We start from the raw sequence: 16,236 nt of genomic DNA, 5'->3' as shown, positions 1-16,236 counted from the left end.
AACAGGAAAAGGCGGTCCAGCAAACGGATCGCCTTTTTCGTTATATCGCTTATTACGCTTCTAATGCCATTTTATATACGTGACTTCCTTGTGGTTCGACGCTTAATAATTCAACTGCACAATGCTGAATATGGTGGGACAGCTTTTCCTTTAGTTGCTCGCCTTTTCCCGGTTCGGCAAAGCAAAGAACAGTTGGGCCTGCACCGCTCAATGCCACGCCAAACGCCCCATATTCTTTCGCCAAACGCTGTACGACTGGTAATTCTGGAATTAACGCTCTGCGATACGGCTGATGGAACAAATCGCGATCCATCATCCTGCCCGCTAATTCCCAATTTTTCGTCAGCAGCGCCGCCACTAAAACGTTGCTGACAGCGCTTGCTTCTACCGCTTCGGCTCTTGAGAACGAAATTGGAAGAACCTCGCGCGCTTTTTTTGTTTCAAGCTCATAGCTTGGAATGACCGCAACAAGATCCAACTCAACATTAGGCATATGGACGATCACTGTTTCTTCTTGAAGGTGACTTCCAACGACCAATCCACCATACAGGGAAGCACCGACATTGTCAGGATGTCCCTCATAACAACTGGCAAACCTCAATTTTTCTTCCATTGTCAGCGATAACCCAAGAAGTTCATTGGCCAGTTCAATCCCAGCGACCACTGCGGCTGCACTGCTTCCTAAACCGCGTGTAAACGGTATATTGCTATACACGTCCACAGCACAAGGGGGCAATGCGCCTCCATAACGCTGGGCAATACGTTCGGCTACTTGAAAAATTAAATTGTCTGTTCCATTTGGAATCGCTTGCACCTCGGCTGAACGAGGGACAAACTTCCACCCGTTCGCGCGGCGTGCTTCCAACACTAAATAGCGGGAGACGGCAAGGCCGATGGAATCAAAACCCGGCCCTAAGTTCGCTGTACTTGCGGGAACGACAATTTTTAACATCTCGCCTTCTTTCATTGGCGAACCGCTCCTTCAATATGCGCAAACACGATTTGTTCATCGTTTGGCAACACGAGCGGTTGAATCTCGGCTACATTCATGGCGACTGTCGGGTCTTTTAAGCCGTTGCCGGTCAGCACAGCCACAACCGTGCTCCCTTCCTGAATCTCGCCGCTCTTTCGCTGTTTGATCACACCAGCAATCGAGGCGCATGAAGCGGGTTCAGCAAAAACCCCTTCTTCCCTCGCTAGCAGCTTATAGGCTTCTAAAATTTCCGCATCTGATACTTCATCAATTTTCCCTTTCGATTCTCTCGCCGCTTGTACCGCCTTATCCCAGCTTGCTGGATTGCCAATGCGAATGGCTGTTGCAATGGTTTCCGGCTGCGCAATCACTTGATTGCGAACGATCGCCGCTGCACCTTCCGCCTCGAAACCGCGCATTTCCGGAAGCCCGGTCTGCTTGAATTCATTGTATTCTTTAAATCCTTTCCAATAAGCAGTAATATTCCCTGCATTACCGACAGGAATCGCTAATACGTCCGGCGCTTTCCCTAATTGGTCGCAAACTTCAAATGCAGCTGTTTTTTGTCCCTCAATCCGGTATGGATTGACTGAGTTGACAAGTGTAATTGGTGCGATTTCGCTAAGACGGCGCACCATTTTCAACGCTTCATCAAAATTTCCTTCAATTGCAAAAATTTCCGCTCCATACATGACCGCTTGGGCGAGTTTCCCCATCGCAATCTTTCCATGAGGAATCACTACAATGCAGCGCAATCCCGCCCGGGCCGCATATGCTGCCGCGGCCGCCGACGTATTTCCAGTCGACGCGCAAATAATGGTGTGGCTTCCTTCTTCTTTTGCCTTAGCTGCTGCCATGACCATGCCGCGATCTTTAAATGAGCCGGTTGGGTTTGCCCCCTCCACTTTGACGTACAATTCAATGCCAAGCTGTTTCGAAAGGCGCTCTAAACGAATAAGCGGCGTATTTCCCTCATTTAGTGAAAGGAGGGGCGTCTTTTCAGTTACCGGCAAAAAATCGCGATATTCCTGTAACAATCCTCTCCACATCATCATTTTCCATTCCCTTCTACACGATACGAGCTTTTGACATCATGAACGATGTCAAGATCCCGCAATTGCTGCAAAATATCTTCATATGCTTGCTGCGATGCTTCATGAGTTACAATCACAATTTCCGCAAGCCCTTTTTCTTTCAGCGGAAGCTGCAAAATTTTTTCAAAGCTGACACCCCGCTCTGCAAAAATTGCTGTAATTTTCGCAAACGCCCCTACTTCGTCTTTCACGTGGATTCTTACAAAATATTTTGAGAAAATTTCGGAGAGCGATTTTAATTGTTTTTCATATTGCGGAGCCACCGCACTTCGACCGTTAACGCCAAGGCGCATATTTTTCATAACAGCAACTAAATCGGACACAACAGCGGTCGCTGTCGGCAAACTGCCGGCGCCCGGACCGTAAAACATCGTTTCCCCTACCGCTTCACCGTAAACATAAACAGCGTTATATTCATCGTTAACAGAAGCGAGCGGATGGGAATCCGGCAACAATGTCGGCTGAACGCTTACCTCCACCTTGTTACCGTCCCGATGAGCAATCCCAATCAGCTTCATCGTATATCCGAGGCGTTTGCTGTAGTCTAAATCTTGTTCTGTAATGCCAGTAATACCTCTCACTTGCACATCTTCTAAATCGATGTTCATTGAAAAGCCTAGCCGCGCTAAAATCGCCATTTTTCTCGCCGCATCTAGCCCTTCCACATCGGATGTCGGATCCGCTTCTGCATACCCAAGGGCTTGCGCTTCGGCAAGCACTTCCTCGTAAGGGCTTCCGTGTTTGCACATTTTCGTCAAAATAAAATTCGTCGTCCCATTGACGATCCCCATCATTTTCGTAATGCGGTCAGATGCCAATCCATCCACAAGGCTGCGCAAAATCGGAATGCCGCCGGCGACACTCGCTTCATAAAATAAATCGCAACCATGTTCAGTAGCAACCGCTAAGAGTTCTGAACCATAAAGAGCCATCAAATCTTTATTCGCTGTTACGACATGTTTTCCTTGCTGTAGAGCCTGTAAAAGATACTTTCTCGTTTCCTCTACGCCGCCCATTACCTCAATAATGACATCAATGTTCGGATCATTGATGACCTCGTCAACATTCGTTGTCAATAAAGAAGCATCAACATTAACATTACGTTCTTTATATATATCTCGCACGAGAATTTTTTTCACTGTGACCGGACAACCGACTTGATGGATAAGTTGATCTTGATGGTCTTCAATAATTTTTACAACACCGCTTCCCACTGTTCCTAATCCTAATAAACCGACTGCAATTGCTTCTGCCATGCTCTCCACCCCTTTTTTGTTCTCTGTATATGTACATTTGTATTTATATAGTAGACATTATAAAAGATGTTGTAGTGCATTACAATCATTATTTTATTATCTTATATTCTGAAAACGCTTAACATCAAGTAAATTCAGATAATTTTTTTATAAATAAAAAGCCCGGGGTTTTCCGGGCGTTTCACACATTTCGCTTCTTTAGCATCCATTCTTTATTCACTAATGTCTTTGGTGTGTCTCCATTTAACACGGCAATCACGTTTTCACAACATAATTCCATCATTTTGAGGCGCGTTTCAACGCTAGCGCTACCAATATGCGGCAAAGCAACGACATTTTTTAGCTTTAATAGCGGATGGGAAGCATCAATCGGTTCGCGGGTAAACACATCTAATCCAGCCCCGGCAATGTCGCCGTTGACAAGCGCTTCATATAACGCTTCCTCATCGACGACTGCTCCCCTTGCTGCATTAACAAAAATCGCAGACTGCTTCATCATTTGGAAAGCCGACCGATTAAACAAATGACGCGTTTCACTCGTCAGAGGTGTTAAACATACGACAAAATCAGACTTCTGCAACAGCTCGGCAAACGTACAATAAATGGCTCCTAACTCCTTTTCTGCTTGCTCGTTTCTCGAACGATTGTGATACAAAATATTCATATCAAAACCGGCTGCACGTTTGGCTACTGCCTGCCCAATTTTCCCCATTCCCACAATTCCGATTGTTTTATGATGGACATCCGTTCCTGCAAGCAAAAGCGGACTCCAGCTTTTCCATTCGCCCGCTTTCACAAACTCGGCTGCCTCCACAACCCGGCGTGCTGCTGCCAACAAAAGGGCAAATGTCAAATCGGCCGTCGTATCAGTGAGCACATCTGGCGTGTTACATACCGCAATTCCATTCTCTGTTGCCGAGGCGATATCAATATTATCAAAGCCAACTGCTAAATTAGCAACGACTTTTAACGATGTTCCTGCCTGCATCACTTCCCGGTCAACGCGATCTGATAGCATCGTAATCATCGCGTCCGCTTTTTTTGCCTCAGAAAGCAAAAACTCGCGCTCTACTGGTACGTCTTCATACGGCCACATTTTTACTTCCGCATATTTTGTGAGCGACGCAATTGCAGTATCTGGTAATTTTCTTGTAATAAATACGTATGGTTTAGTCATTGCTTCGTCTCCTTTCCTAAGCCATGTACATTTCCTCATTACATCTTATCACAAACAAAAAAACGATGATATTACAACCATCGTTTAATGTTTTACGTGAACTTTTAAGCTTAATTTACGCTTCACGCAGCCATTTCACTCTCGGCAGACGAAAGCGCCTAGAAAGTCCAAACTGGTCATAAAAAGAGGCTAGAAACCGTTCATAATCATGCGTGTTTTCCAACATCACTTTCAACCTCTGTTCATAGCTGCGCTTTTCCTCTTCTATTTTTGTTGAATAGTACCCTTCGATACACTCAAAATAATGAATCGGAAACAGCAGTCGGGCATAAACAAGGCGCCAGGCAAAGGCTGACAGAGGCGTCACGCGCTCATACTCACGGAAAAAATGGTTGATTGGTTCTTCAAGCCAACCATCCTTAAGGTAAATGCTCCTTACCCATTCAGCTAGATCGCGGGCGCAATGATCATATACCCAGTCAGTGGGCAACTTAATCTCTGTTCCTTCTGCCCATAATGTACGCGATAACCGCTCATGGCAGATCGTCGCTGCATCAACCCCATAAGGTTGTTCATCTAATTCGGTATCAACAACGTACTGAATTGCATTTTCCGCTAATCCTGCATAATACGGAAATGATTCGACAAATAATTGCTCAAACTCCGTTTCTCGCTTCATCTTTAACTTCTCTTTCCAAAACGAATCCATTTGATCCACTCTCTGTCCCCATAATTCTTTCCATAAACCGATTCGTTTCGAATGAAAGACGCGTGCTGGAAATAGCCGCCCGCGTTCATGAAGCTTCGCTAGTTCTTTTCCAATCGGAATAGTTCTTCTATATAAGTGAGGGTAGATTCGAAGGATGGTAAAATGCTGTCCCCCTTGATCCACCGCGATCCATGTCCCCTTTTTCGTCTGAACAAAAGATGCGACGGATAAATCCCCCTTGGCCGCTAAATATGCTCCCATTTGCTGCAATTCATTCATTTCCGCTTCTGTTCGATTCCAAGCCGGCACAATGATATATCGCTCGTTTCGCGATATAAATGTATAATATCGCGAAAGTTGTTCCATTCTCTCCACTTTTAGTCCATACTCTCGTTCAATGAGGTCATGCATCGCCTTGCACCTCCTTCAAAATAATATATGAGGCGACCTATAAAAAATTCTCACGGCGCTGAATGTATAAAATATTTGCACAATATTTCGTTTTTTGAGTATAATACAGACAAGTTCCATCAAGCCGAAAAAGCGTTCGTCCTTTTTAAGTTTTTGCATATTGAATGAATAAAAAGACACGTTTATGTCATATGAAACATATACAATACAAAACACTTTATTTTATAAAAGAAACAGGTGAAGCCAATGGAAAATCTTGAACAAACTGCTCGTGATTGGTTAGAAAAGCGCGGCGTCAAAATTGAGGACATTGCCGAGTTGGTGTATTACTTGCAATCAAAATACCATCCAAACTTACAAATGGAAGAATGCATTGAAAACGTCAACCGCGTTCTTTCAAAACGCGAAGTCCAAAATGCAATCCTTACAGGTATCCAACTTGACATTTTAGCGGAAAAACAAATGCTCGACGAACCGCTGCAAGCCATTATTCGTCGCGACGAAGGCTTGTATGGGGTCGACGAGATCTTGGCGCTTTCTATTGTGAATGTATACGGTTCGATCGGATTTACCAACTATGGCTATATTGATAAGCAAAAACCAGGAATTTTACAGTACTTAAACGATAAATCCACAGGCCAATGCCACACATTTTTAGATGATATTGTCGGAGCGATTGCGGCAGCCGCGTCGAGTCGTCTAGCGCACCGGGCCGCTCATACGGAATAAATAGTGAATAAGGGTGCTCTCATGCAAAATAGAGCACCCTTCCTGTTTTACATTCAAATTCTTTCCAGCCACTCTTTTAGTGAGTCAGCTGTGTATGTCGGCTGTTTTTCATACTGTTTCAACAGTTCTTTCGTCGTAACGCCTGTATGAACAAGCAGCGTGTCGATTCCTGCATTCATGCCGGCCTTAATGTCTGTATCATAATAGTCGCCAATCATCAGCGTGTCCTCCCGCGGCACGCCAAGCACTTTCAACGCTTGCTCCATAATAATTTTCTCCGGTTTTCCGATAAAAATCGGCTGCACTTGCGTAGAAACAGCGACGACAGACGTTAATGATCCATTGCCAGGTAAAAGCCCCCGCTCCGTTGGAATCGCGATGTCACCGTTTGTTGAGATGAACGTAGCACCGTTGCGTACAGCTAAACAAGCAATTGCTAATTTTTCATATGTAATCGAGCGATCAATTCCCATCACTACAAATTCAGCATCTTCTTTCGCAAATGTGAATCCTTTTTCTTTTAAGGCTTCTTGAATTCCGTCTTCCCCAATCACATACACAGAGGCATTAGGCTTTCTCTCAAAAATGTAATTCGCTGTCGCTTGGCTTGTTGTAAACACTTGCTGCTCCATTGCAGGAATATCAAACGATTGCAGCTTTTCTGCTACTTGCCTCGGCGTTCGTGACGAGTTATTTGTGACAAACAAATACGGGATGTCGCGCCGGTGTAATTCTTTCACAAACTCGCGCGCTTCCGCGATGCATTCCGTCCCCCGATACATCGTACCGTCCAAATCGATTAAATATCCTTTATATCTCTTCATGTCATTCACTTCCTTATCTTCACATACTACGTAACACACTTTATCCTACACATCAAGAAATGTCAAAAACAAAAACGCTCCTGCTTGATTAAGGAGCGCCTGTTGCTGAGTTGGAGACTAGGCATCGCGATCATGCTATATCTGATAATCCGATATTCCTCGCTCTTTTCCAAAAAATTAATTTCGAAACGCCGAAACGGGTCCAAGCTCATTCTCTAAATAAGTGCGGATGGCTTTTGGATAGGCTTGCAAAGACGCGAGCGATTGTTTGAACGCCTCGGACAGTTCAGCATGCTTAATGGTCGTATAATGCTGGACGAGCATTTTCCGATACGTAATGATCGTCTTAAGACCTTTGGCATCCGTTTCAGTAATCACTTTTTCATCCGTTAAAATATCAATAATGTCTTCGTAGCTTCCCGGATCGCGCATAATAAAACCATCGATCATCGCATTGCCAACATCAAGCACTGCTTCAATACATAAATGAACGATTCGTTCAAAAGCAAGGCGTTCAGCTTCAGCCTCCCAAGATGGCTGCTGTTCATATACGCGCAATAATTGCTCCATATAGCGCAGCGTTTCTTCGATTTTATTTCGATCGACAAAATACATCGTTTTTGCCTCCTTATAACTAAGACATTTTTATTGTATTATTATAACAAATGAGGACAGACATTTGCAGAAACGTTTGATAAGATAAACGTAGCAACTTTTTCGGAGGTGCCAATCATGGGTGAACGTTTCTTCCTATACGATGATACAGTAAATACAAAAACAAGGTTTGTCAGCTTTCTTGGCGAACGGCAACGCTTTGATTTAGCGATCGTCCAAACAGATCGATTTTACGGAAAGTATTTAATTCTCGATATGCAAAGCAATCGTTTTGCAATCATCGGCCAAGACGATTTAGATGAGCCGGGATATTTAGAGCACGCTTACCGCTTAAGCGAAGAAGATGCCAATGATTTACGTTCCTTTTTGTATGAGTTTATTTCATAGCCATACTTTGTAGGGGGATATTATAAATAGCCCCTACAAAGGAGGTTAAACAATGTCTTACACTGATTTTTCCAGCGTCGAAAAGCAAAGGGATTTTTTAACAGCGGAAGAATTTCCGGATGGCCCGTACGGCTCTCCAATTCGAAAAGATGAACCGGTGCAAAATAAAAATACTCCTTGGAAAGAAGGACAGCGCTACTACAGCAATTTTAACTATGAGTATAAAGCATTTCACCAAAACATCCCGCGCCAAGATCCCGGAGCGCATCCGCCGCATGATGATCCAAATAAAGAGGTACAACCTCCTTATCAACGTTATGACCACTAAGCAAAACGGCTATCTCATTGTCAGATGAGATAGCCGTCTGTTATCTTTTTACTTTTCTTAAGACAAAATAAGCACAGCCAAAATTGCAATATTCATACAAATATTCAGATAACGTGCTAATTTTTGTATCATATGTCGCTTTTTGATTATGATCATCAAAAAAGCCCCGTAATCGCAGCTGATTATATCCCCAATCGCCGACAATATAGTCATACTTATTTAAAATATCGGCATATCGCGCGCGAAAAGCTTCCTCGTTAAAACCGTCCTTTACATTTTCAATCAGCTCATAATACGTATTGTTCACACAAATCATTTCCTTCACCTCCTTTTTATCATAAATGATGAAGCTCTCCCAATCAATTACTGTTATGAAAGCTCAAAAAGGAAGGCATGATGAAAACGAGGGGGTGTTTATGTTGAAAAAATCGTTACTCGCTTTATCGATCGGCGTAACAGTTTCCCTAGTCGGATGCGCACAAATGTCAGAAGATAATCGGGACGGTTTGTATAAACGCAGCGGCAATACGATTAACGTTACCGACCGAAACGATTTATATAATGTTGAAGGAGTTCCAAACGGAAGAGACTCAACAATGAATAATTTTGGTTATGTTCGTCATCAAAAAAGCCCTGTTGCAGGAGATACCGATAACTACGGTGCATTGCCAACACTAAACCGCGAACGCGTCGCTGATTTAATCAGCAAACTATGCGTGCGCCTGCCAAACGTTAACGATGTGGCGACATTGGTGACTGACGAAGAAGTGCTCATCGCATACGATACAGATACAAAAAATCGGTTTGAAACGGCCGATCAGGTGAAAAGAACCGCTCTTTCTGTCGTACCGCGATACTACCACGTCTACGTCGCTGACGATCCGCGCATGATGAGAGAAATCGAGCGCTTTGGACGTTTAGATTCTAACAGCCGCAATATCGACCAAATTGTTAATACAACAATCAAACAGATGCTAAAGTACCCGCAAGGCCGTAAATTAAGCGATGGCGAAAACGCCAATGGTGAAATGATTAATGAAATGAACGACCATCTCGATCATGATTTTAACGACGGTACACCGAAACGAATGAAGACAAAATAACACATAAAAAGGTCCTGTTCCTTTCGAAAGCAGGACCTTTTTTTACATTTACGCTTCTTTGCCCATTTGTTTAGCAGCTGCATTCACTTGCTCATCGGCATGGTAGGAAGAACGTACAAGCGGGCCGGCTTCGCAGTGGCTAAAGCCTTTGCTTAGCGCAATTTCTTTCAGTTCCATAAATTCGTGCGGATGGTAATATTTTTGCACCTTTAAATGTTTTTTTGTCGGTTGCAAATATTGGCCGATCGTTAAAATATCGACATGGTTCGCCCGCAAATCGTCCATCGCTTCAATAATCTCTTCCTTCGTTTCCCCAAGCCCGATCATGATACTTGATTTTGTCGGGATATCAGGCTGCAGCTCTTTCGCACGGCGCAAAAATTCAAGAGAGCGCTCATACGTCGCGCGCGCGCGAACTCTCGGAGTTAAGCGGCGAACCGTTTCAATATTATGGTTTAAAATATCAGGACGCGCATCCATGAGCGTCTTTAAGTTTTCGTATACGCCACCCATATCAGAAGGAAGCACTTCAATTGTAGTTAATGGATTTTTGCGGCGGATCGCACGAACCGTTTCAGCAAACACAGCCGCTCCTCCATCTTTCAAATCGTCGCGGGCTACCGCTGTCACAACGACGTGCTTTAAGTTCATGAGGCGAACTGAGTCAGCCACTCTTTCTGGTTCTTGCCAATCCAATTCTGTCGGCAGTCCTGTTTTGACGGCGCAAAAGCGGCACGCCCGTGTACAAATGTCGCCTAGAATCATAAAGGTCGCTGTTCTTCTTACCGCCCAACATTCATGAATGTTCGGACACTTCGCCTCTTCGCAGACAGTATGCAGCTGCTTTTCCCGCATCATTTTTTTCAAACCAATATAGTTTTCGTTTGTATTTAATTTTATTTTCAACCATTCCGGTTTTCGAAGACGTTCTTCATTCGTAGCCATGTTTCACACTCCAATAATTTATTTGCACATTTTTATTATAAAAAAAAGCACGGACGAACTCAAAGAAAATTGTCGAACCGCTTACAATGCCTATTTTTAACATTTATGAAAAATCGCCAATCTCTCCAAACTAATGACATGAGATTTGCTGAAAGGAGTAGGAAGATGTGCGTACATTCGTCTCTCTCGTTTTAACGTGTTTAATCGTCGCTGTCGCTCCCTTCACCGTTTTTGGGAAGGAAGCTTCTAAAGATGAAGATATATACGAACAACGCATGGAGTTGTATAAAAAGGCAGAGGCCGTCTCGCTCATTCCTTGGTATTATTTTGCCGCCATCGATCAGTACGAGCGAAATATCCGCCTTGTACGCCGCGATTTACCAAAAGCTAAAGGGGCTCTCGGCATCTATGTAAAACCCGAAATATGGGCGGGGCCCTTGAACAAGAATCCAAATGATACAAATCCGCTCACCATTTCGCAATTTGGCGGCTTAGGTATGGACGGAAACGGTGACGGCGTAGCCGACCCAACAAACGATGAAGATGTTATTTTTTCAATTGCCCGCTTTCTTCAATCATACGGTACTGACCACGAACATTTAAAAATTGCACTGTGGGAGTATTATCAGAGAAGCAAAACGGTTGATCTCATTTTGGGGAAAGTGAAGATTTATAAAAAATACGGCACTCTTCAACTCGATAATCACGCGTTTCCAGTCCCGCTCCGCGCGAACTACACTTATAAAGATACATGGGGCGATGCAAGAGGATGGGGAGGAAGACGGATGCATGAAGGAACTGATATTTTCGCCGATTACGGGGTTCCTGTACGCGCCACATGTTATGGGATTATCGAACTGAAAGGATGGAACAAGTACGGAGGATGGCGCATCGGCATTCGCGATATTAATAACACCTATCATTATTTTGCACATTTGAACGGCTTTGCTGCAGGTATAGAGGAAGGACAAGTCGTCGAACCAGGCATGGTGATCGGCTCTGTCGGCAGTTCTGGATACGGACCGCCTGGAACGGCAGGAAAGTTCCCGCCTCACCTTCATTACGGTATGTACAAAGATAACGGCTATACCGAATGGTCCTTTGACCCTTATCCGCATTTAAAAATGTGGGAACGCATGGAAAAAATTAAACAAAGAAAACAGAGAGATCACAAATAAGCTGATCTCTCTAGTTTTAGTTAAGCGGAATTTCAAAAGATGGGTCTGATCCGTTTCCGTTATTATAAAAATTCGGAACTTGACCTGGAATTACTTGCATCGCAATCGGAATATCCGTCGCCACAGAAGTTGGCTTTGTCGCAAACGGAATGACGACTTGAACATTGACTTGAATGTGAACGAAAATTTTAACAAGCGCGTTATTAATCCCAAATGGCTCAATCTTTGTCTTTACGTCTGAAACAACATCCCCCACTATATAGAAACGAACTGGAACGCGCGGTCCAAGGTTGCCAAGAAGGGCATTGTTCGTCGCTTGGCCAACTGGAATATAATAAATAATCCCCTCGTTTTTGACACCATTCGTCTGAATTTCTACATCAGGCACCTCGATATCATGAAGCTTCCCTTGCGATGCTGCTTTTAAGTTTTTTTGAACACGGTTCGCCGTTTTCGCAAGAATTCGATTGACCACTACACTGTTATAGTTAATCGAGGAGACTTTTCCTGATGCGTCTTGTTGAGTGATAATTAAATTTTTAGTATCTAGGTCATCTTCGGCAATTTGCTGATTAATTGCACTATTAATGACGAGATTGGCAATGCGTCTTGTTTCCCTTTCAGCGATTTGCATTAATGTCGGCTCAATCCCCTTATTGATAATCCAAAGACTCGCTGCCGTTGATAATATAAAAAATACAAATGTTAATAAAAATAAATAACGAAAAGGAAGCGGTCCCCTTTTCGGCAAACGTCGCAAGCAAATCCCCCCTTTACAAGCTAATGTATGCTATAAAGAGGGGACTCTTGTTTATTTTTTATCTCATTTTCAATAAAGCGTCTTTTCCTTTCATGCCAACCTGAATCCCGAGTTCTTCTGCCGCTTCTGTCACTGATTCAAGCGGGGCATCCAGCAACTGCTCAATCGTACGAACACCAACGGCTCTTGCTGCAATAATTTTTCGTTCTTTTAGCTTTTCATTCAACAACGCCACATCAAGCGCACCGCACATAATATATCCTTTCTCGCTTGCCACCGCCAACAAATTTGTCTTTGGCAGCTGCACAGAAACAGCTATAAACGAATAATTATCAATGATGATTGGTTTTACATCGATCATGCCGACACACTCCTCTCCCTAATTCAATGTATGAAAAAGGGATCAAAGTGTGCCTATGTGAGGTTCGCTAACTTCCACGCAAGCAGATCACGCAAAAATTCAGGCATATAATACATTTTTTGCGGCGCTCGATGAATTTCAGGGTACAAATGCCCAAACGTAAACATATCAATTGTAGCTACTGCATACTTTCTATCATGCTCCAGCTCTTTTCCATTAATAAGAATGTGACGAATATGTTCTGATCCATCGCTCATTGTTTCCATCTCAAGCTCTACGCCATCATATACCATTTGCCCCATAACCTTGCCGCGAAATCCAAATCCTCGGACCTCGAGATGCTTCATCTTTTCTGTATGGGCCTGTAAAATCACTTCTTTCAACTCATCACCACGCAAGTACACTTTACACGGATTAATCGGATGTGGACAAATGCGATGCAAATCTTTTTTTGTCACAATTCCTTTGTAAAGTGGTTCCAAGAGTACTCCTGCATTGACCATACCAATATCACCGTCGCACCACTCCTTTAAGGCAGAGGCGAGCAACTGCGCAAATGGAGAAGGGGTAAACCATTGTAGCGGCAAATCTTCCTGAAGTTCCACTACAACTTCTTTTTCGAGCCTTTGGACACTTTCTTCCTCAAGCATTGCTAACGTTTGTTTCGTATCTTTACACTCAGAGCATGACGACACATCAATGACAGACGCTTCCGCTGCGAATTTCCCTTCATTGATACAAAGTTTCACACTGCCAACGTATTGGCCATACTTTCCTGCTCCACATAACAGCGTATTATTTATCCATTTTCCATTCGGCAACAGGTGATGTGTATGCGCTCCAAGAATGACATCAATGCCCGGCACCTGTTGCGCAATTAATTCATCATCGTTGATTCCTAAATGGGATAACAATACAACTACATCCGCTTGTTTGCGCACTTCTGGTACTAGTTGACCCAACATCTCAAACGGAGGAACGATTCTCCAGCCAAGTAGCTCATAAAATATCATAAAATGAACTGTGACTCCGATGACCCCAATGCGAAACCCGTTAGAGGTTGAAATAATGGTATATGGCTGAAGCCAGGAAGGCCGCTCTCCTCCCTTTTCGAATAAATTGGCAGTCAAAACAGGAAAATGTGCGTTTTCGTATAGCACATTTAACTCTTCGTAAGAGAGTGTAATCCCTTCGTTATTGCCAATTGTAATCGCATCATACTTTAAGCTATTTAAGAGTTGTACATTGGCTTTTCCCCTCGTTGCCTCTGTAATCGGGTGGAACCGATCCATAAAATCTCCGATATCAAATAAAAGCATGGTTTCCTGATTCTTTATATGTTCCCTTCTTTTTTTCTGTAAAAATCCTGCCACCTTCGGCCAGTTTTCAAAATGGCTATGCACATCGTTCGTATGATAGATGTAGACTGTATCGTTCAACGAAAACACCTCTTTTACGAAATGCCTTGAATGATGAGGCGGATGCCAAGAAAAATAAGCACAAACCGCAACACAAACACAACGGTTTTGCTTTTCAGCTTTTTGTTCGTTAACGCTCCCACTTTCGCGCCAAACCAAACGCCTGGAATCAGTGCAAGAGCGAATAGCCATTCAACGTTCCCTATCGCCACATGAGTAACGGAACTGACAAGTGAAGACAAAAATATAATGAACATCGATGTCGCTACAGCTACATGTGGCGGAAATAAAAATAATAAGATCATTGCAGGAACCATCAATGAACCGCCGCCAATGCCAAACAGCCCGCCAAAGAAACCAACGATGAATGAAATCGCAACCGCTCCTATCGGATGGTAGCCATACGTAATCGTTTCTCCTTCATTCGTTACATATGTACAGCTGATAGGAAAATGCTTTTGTTTCGTTTGTCGAGATCGATTGTTTGTAAATATGAGCAAAAACGACATTGAGATTAAAAAAAGGCCAAAATAGAGGGAAAAATGCGAAAAACTAAGCGACTCGTTCACCCACGCTCCCAAAATGGCCCCAGGTCCGCTTCCAATAAAAAAAAGCAAACCGCTTCGATAATCAACCATTTTATCTTTCATATAAGAAAGCGTAGAAGAAAGACCATTAAAAATAATGACAACTAGCGATGTTCCAACTGCCATCTGCGGCGAAACAGCCGGTATCAGGTGGGAATTTCCTAAAAATAGCAGCGAAGGAACGATAATCACTCCTCCGCCCAATCCGATCAAACTGCCGATCGTACCGGCTAGAAAACCAACTAAAACAAGCAATCCGTATTCCATCATCCCATCTCCATTAAAACAAATCTAATTGCCGTGGCGCTAAATCTGTATATTCAATTCCAAGTAAACGAATGAATTGTTTGGCGTTATCTGCGGCATCTCCACCTGAATTATTGTTAAACAATATGTAAATATGGTCCGTTTTCTCTTCAAGCTTTCGAATATGCTGAACCCATTCACTCAATTCCTCTTCACGATAACGATACAAATAGCGAACAGCTCGCCAATTCTCGCCGCTTGTCGCTTTATTCCACCCATGCACGTTGCGGCCATGAAAGCGAACGAGTGTTTTTTCCCGATTCGTCGGATGCAAGACGGTCGGAATGGAGCCTTCCCCCGCTTGCGGCTCATCACAAATGCTATGGATCCACCCTTCCTCTGTCATAAATTGCAACGTTTTCTCATAAAAACGAGGTGAAAACCATGATTGATGGCGGAATTCCAATGCAACCGGCACGTCGCCCATCCGCTCCCGGCACCAGCGTAAGTAAGCAACATGCTCGCGCCGACAGTCAAACCAAGGTGGGAATTGAAACAACACCATTGCCAATTTCTTCGCCTCCAAAAATGGGGCAATCGATAATAAAAACTGAGTGAACATTTCCTCTTTATTAGAGTAGGGAATTTCCCCGCGCTCATGTCCTGTCATCCCTTGATACGCTTTAACCACAAATTGAAAGGAAGCAGGCGTTTCACGGATCCACTTTTCGACGTTTTGCCTTGGCTGAATCGCGTAAAAATACGAATCCACTTCGACAGTGGGAAAATGACCCGCATATTCCTGCAATTTATCTTTGGCAGCAAGGCCCGCTGGATAAAGGCTGTCATGATCCCCCCAGCCAGTAAGCCCAATATAAATCATTCTGATCACATCACCTTGTCTTCATAATATCACAACACTATAAAAGATAATGTAAAACTAGCCAAATACAGCATTACGTAGCTAGGTAGATTGTATCATTAACCGTCCCATTCTTCCATCTCGAATAGATGAAGTTCACACCTGAAATAGCAAAATGGGCAACTATTGCTCGCAAAAAAATGACATTTGTGACGTTTATAATAAAAATCACGACACAAATGTAGTTATTAACTATGAACTTCTCCCACCTAT

At 43.4% G+C, this 16,236-nt stretch carries 19 protein-coding genes; 5 read left to right on the top strand and 14 right to left on the bottom strand.

The genetic code is table 11. The annotated features are described in order from the left end of the window. Positions 1–52: 52 nt before the first annotated feature. The 5 genes from thrB to yutH all read right to left on the bottom strand — a co-directional run bounded on the left by thrB (position 53) and on the right by yutH (position 5,620). Positions 53–967 (bottom strand): homoserine kinase, encoded by a 915-nt coding sequence (thrB, locus tag N667_RS0113575; RefSeq protein WP_027410080.1) that lies wholly within the window; start codon positions 965–967, stop codon positions 53–55. Further along, positions 964–2,025: a threonine synthase gene (gene thrC / locus N667_RS0113570; protein ID WP_027410079.1), complete on the bottom strand. Its 1,062-nt coding sequence runs from the start codon at positions 2,023–2,025 to the stop codon at positions 964–966. Before thrC ends, thrB begins: the two co-directional genes overlap by 4 nt. Beyond that, positions 2,025–3,323 carry a homoserine dehydrogenase gene (locus N667_RS0113565; protein WP_027410078.1) on the bottom strand — a complete coding sequence of 433 codons (1,299 nt, stop codon included), beginning with the start codon at positions 3,321–3,323 and terminating at the stop codon, positions 2,025–2,027. Before N667_RS0113565 ends, thrC begins: the two co-directional genes overlap by 1 nt. Positions 3,324–3,504: 181 nt before the next feature. Beyond that, positions 3,505–4,500: a 2-hydroxyacid dehydrogenase gene (locus N667_RS0113560; RefSeq protein WP_027410077.1), complete on the bottom strand. Its 996-nt coding sequence runs from the start codon at positions 4,498–4,500 to the stop codon at positions 3,505–3,507. A 115-nt stretch (positions 4,501–4,615) separates the two neighbouring features. After that, positions 4,616–5,620, bottom strand: coding sequence for a spore coat putative kinase YutH (gene yutH, locus N667_RS0113555; RefSeq protein ID WP_027410076.1), 1,005 nt, complete (start codon positions 5,618–5,620; stop codon positions 4,616–4,618). 246 nt (positions 5,621–5,866) lie between these two features. Between yutH and N667_RS0113550 the strand changes: the two genes are divergently transcribed. Continuing rightward, on the top strand, positions 5,867–6,349 hold the full coding sequence (locus N667_RS0113550; RefSeq protein ID WP_027410075.1) for a phosphatidylglycerophosphatase A: 483 nt from the start codon (positions 5,867–5,869) through the stop codon (positions 6,347–6,349). Positions 6,350–6,402: 53 nt separating this feature from the next. On the opposite strand, the gene N667_RS0113545 is transcribed toward N667_RS0113550, so the two are convergent. Both N667_RS0113545 and N667_RS0113540 read right to left on the bottom strand, forming a co-directional pair. Next, entirely contained in the window at positions 6,403–7,173 is a 771-nt protein-coding gene (locus tag N667_RS0113545; protein ID WP_027410074.1) for a TIGR01457 family HAD-type hydrolase, read from the bottom strand. A gap of 177 nt (positions 7,174–7,350) precedes the next feature. After that, positions 7,351–7,788 (bottom strand): DUF86 domain-containing protein, encoded by a 438-nt coding sequence (locus tag N667_RS0113540; RefSeq protein WP_027410073.1) that lies wholly within the window; start codon positions 7,786–7,788, stop codon positions 7,351–7,353. A 117-nt stretch (positions 7,789–7,905) separates the two neighbouring features. On the opposite strand from N667_RS0113540, the gene N667_RS0113535 reads away from it, so the two are divergent. Together N667_RS0113535 and N667_RS0113530 are read left to right on the top strand one after the other, a co-directional pair. After that, positions 7,906–8,175: a DUF3055 domain-containing protein gene (locus tag N667_RS0113535; RefSeq protein WP_027410072.1), complete on the top strand. Its 270-nt coding sequence runs from the start codon at positions 7,906–7,908 to the stop codon at positions 8,173–8,175. Between the two features lie 52 nt (positions 8,176–8,227). Continuing rightward, complete coding sequence (locus N667_RS0113530; protein ID WP_027410071.1) at positions 8,228–8,503, top strand: hypothetical protein; 276 nt, start codon at positions 8,228–8,230, stop codon at positions 8,501–8,503. 40 nt (positions 8,504–8,543) lie between these two features. On the opposite strand, the gene N667_RS0113525 is transcribed toward N667_RS0113530, so the two are convergent. Next, positions 8,544–8,819, bottom strand: a complete 276-nt coding sequence (locus N667_RS0113525) for a YutD-like domain-containing protein (RefSeq protein ID WP_027410070.1) — start codon at positions 8,817–8,819, stop codon at positions 8,544–8,546. A gap of 100 nt (positions 8,820–8,919) precedes the next feature. On the opposite strand from N667_RS0113525, the gene N667_RS0113520 reads away from it, so the two are divergent. Then, on the top strand, positions 8,920–9,606 hold the full coding sequence (locus tag N667_RS0113520) for a YhcN/YlaJ family sporulation lipoprotein (protein ID WP_409978194.1): 687 nt from the start codon (positions 8,920–8,922) through the stop codon (positions 9,604–9,606). Positions 9,607–9,654: 48 nt separating this feature from the next. On the opposite strand, the gene lipA is transcribed toward N667_RS0113520, so the two are convergent. After that, a complete protein-coding gene (gene lipA / locus N667_RS0113515) occupies positions 9,655–10,551 on the bottom strand; it encodes a lipoyl synthase (protein ID WP_027410068.1) in 897 nt (298 codons plus the stop codon). 203 nt (positions 10,552–10,754) lie between these two features. Between lipA and N667_RS0113510 the strand changes: the two genes are divergently transcribed. Continuing rightward, complete coding sequence (locus tag N667_RS0113510; protein WP_051530058.1) at positions 10,755–11,729, top strand: M23 family metallopeptidase; 975 nt, start codon at positions 10,755–10,757, stop codon at positions 11,727–11,729. A 16-nt stretch (positions 11,730–11,745) separates the two neighbouring features. On the opposite strand, the gene yunB is transcribed toward N667_RS0113510, so the two are convergent. Genes yunB through N667_RS0113485 form a run of 5 tightly spaced genes read right to left on the bottom strand, consistent with a single transcriptional unit; the run spans position 11,746 to position 15,984 of the window. Further along, entirely contained in the window at positions 11,746–12,489 is a 744-nt protein-coding gene (gene yunB / locus N667_RS0113505; protein WP_409978193.1) for a sporulation protein YunB, read from the bottom strand. 58 nt (positions 12,490–12,547) lie between these two features. Next, positions 12,548–12,850, bottom strand: coding sequence for a YunC family protein (locus N667_RS0113500; protein ID WP_027410065.1), 303 nt, complete (start codon positions 12,848–12,850; stop codon positions 12,548–12,550). Between the two features lie 53 nt (positions 12,851–12,903). Further along, positions 12,904–14,289, bottom strand: coding sequence for a bifunctional metallophosphatase/5'-nucleotidase (locus tag N667_RS0113495; protein WP_035098972.1), 1,386 nt, complete (start codon positions 14,287–14,289; stop codon positions 12,904–12,906). Between the two features lie 14 nt (positions 14,290–14,303). Beyond that, positions 14,304–15,122 (bottom strand): sulfite exporter TauE/SafE family protein, encoded by an 819-nt coding sequence (locus N667_RS0113490; protein WP_027410063.1) that lies wholly within the window; start codon positions 15,120–15,122, stop codon positions 14,304–14,306. 13 nt (positions 15,123–15,135) lie between these two features. Beyond that, positions 15,136–15,984: a DUF72 domain-containing protein gene (locus N667_RS0113485; RefSeq protein WP_027410062.1), complete on the bottom strand. Its 849-nt coding sequence runs from the start codon at positions 15,982–15,984 to the stop codon at positions 15,136–15,138. Positions 15,985–16,236: the final 252 nt, after the last annotated feature.

This window comes from Anoxybacillus tepidamans PS2, from assembly GCF_000620165.1.
Lineage (GTDB): Bacteria > Bacillota > Bacilli > Bacillales > Anoxybacillaceae > Anoxybacteroides > Anoxybacteroides tepidamans_A.
Note: the sequence above shows the minus strand (reverse complement) of the source record. Positions and strands in the feature narration are given on the sequence as shown.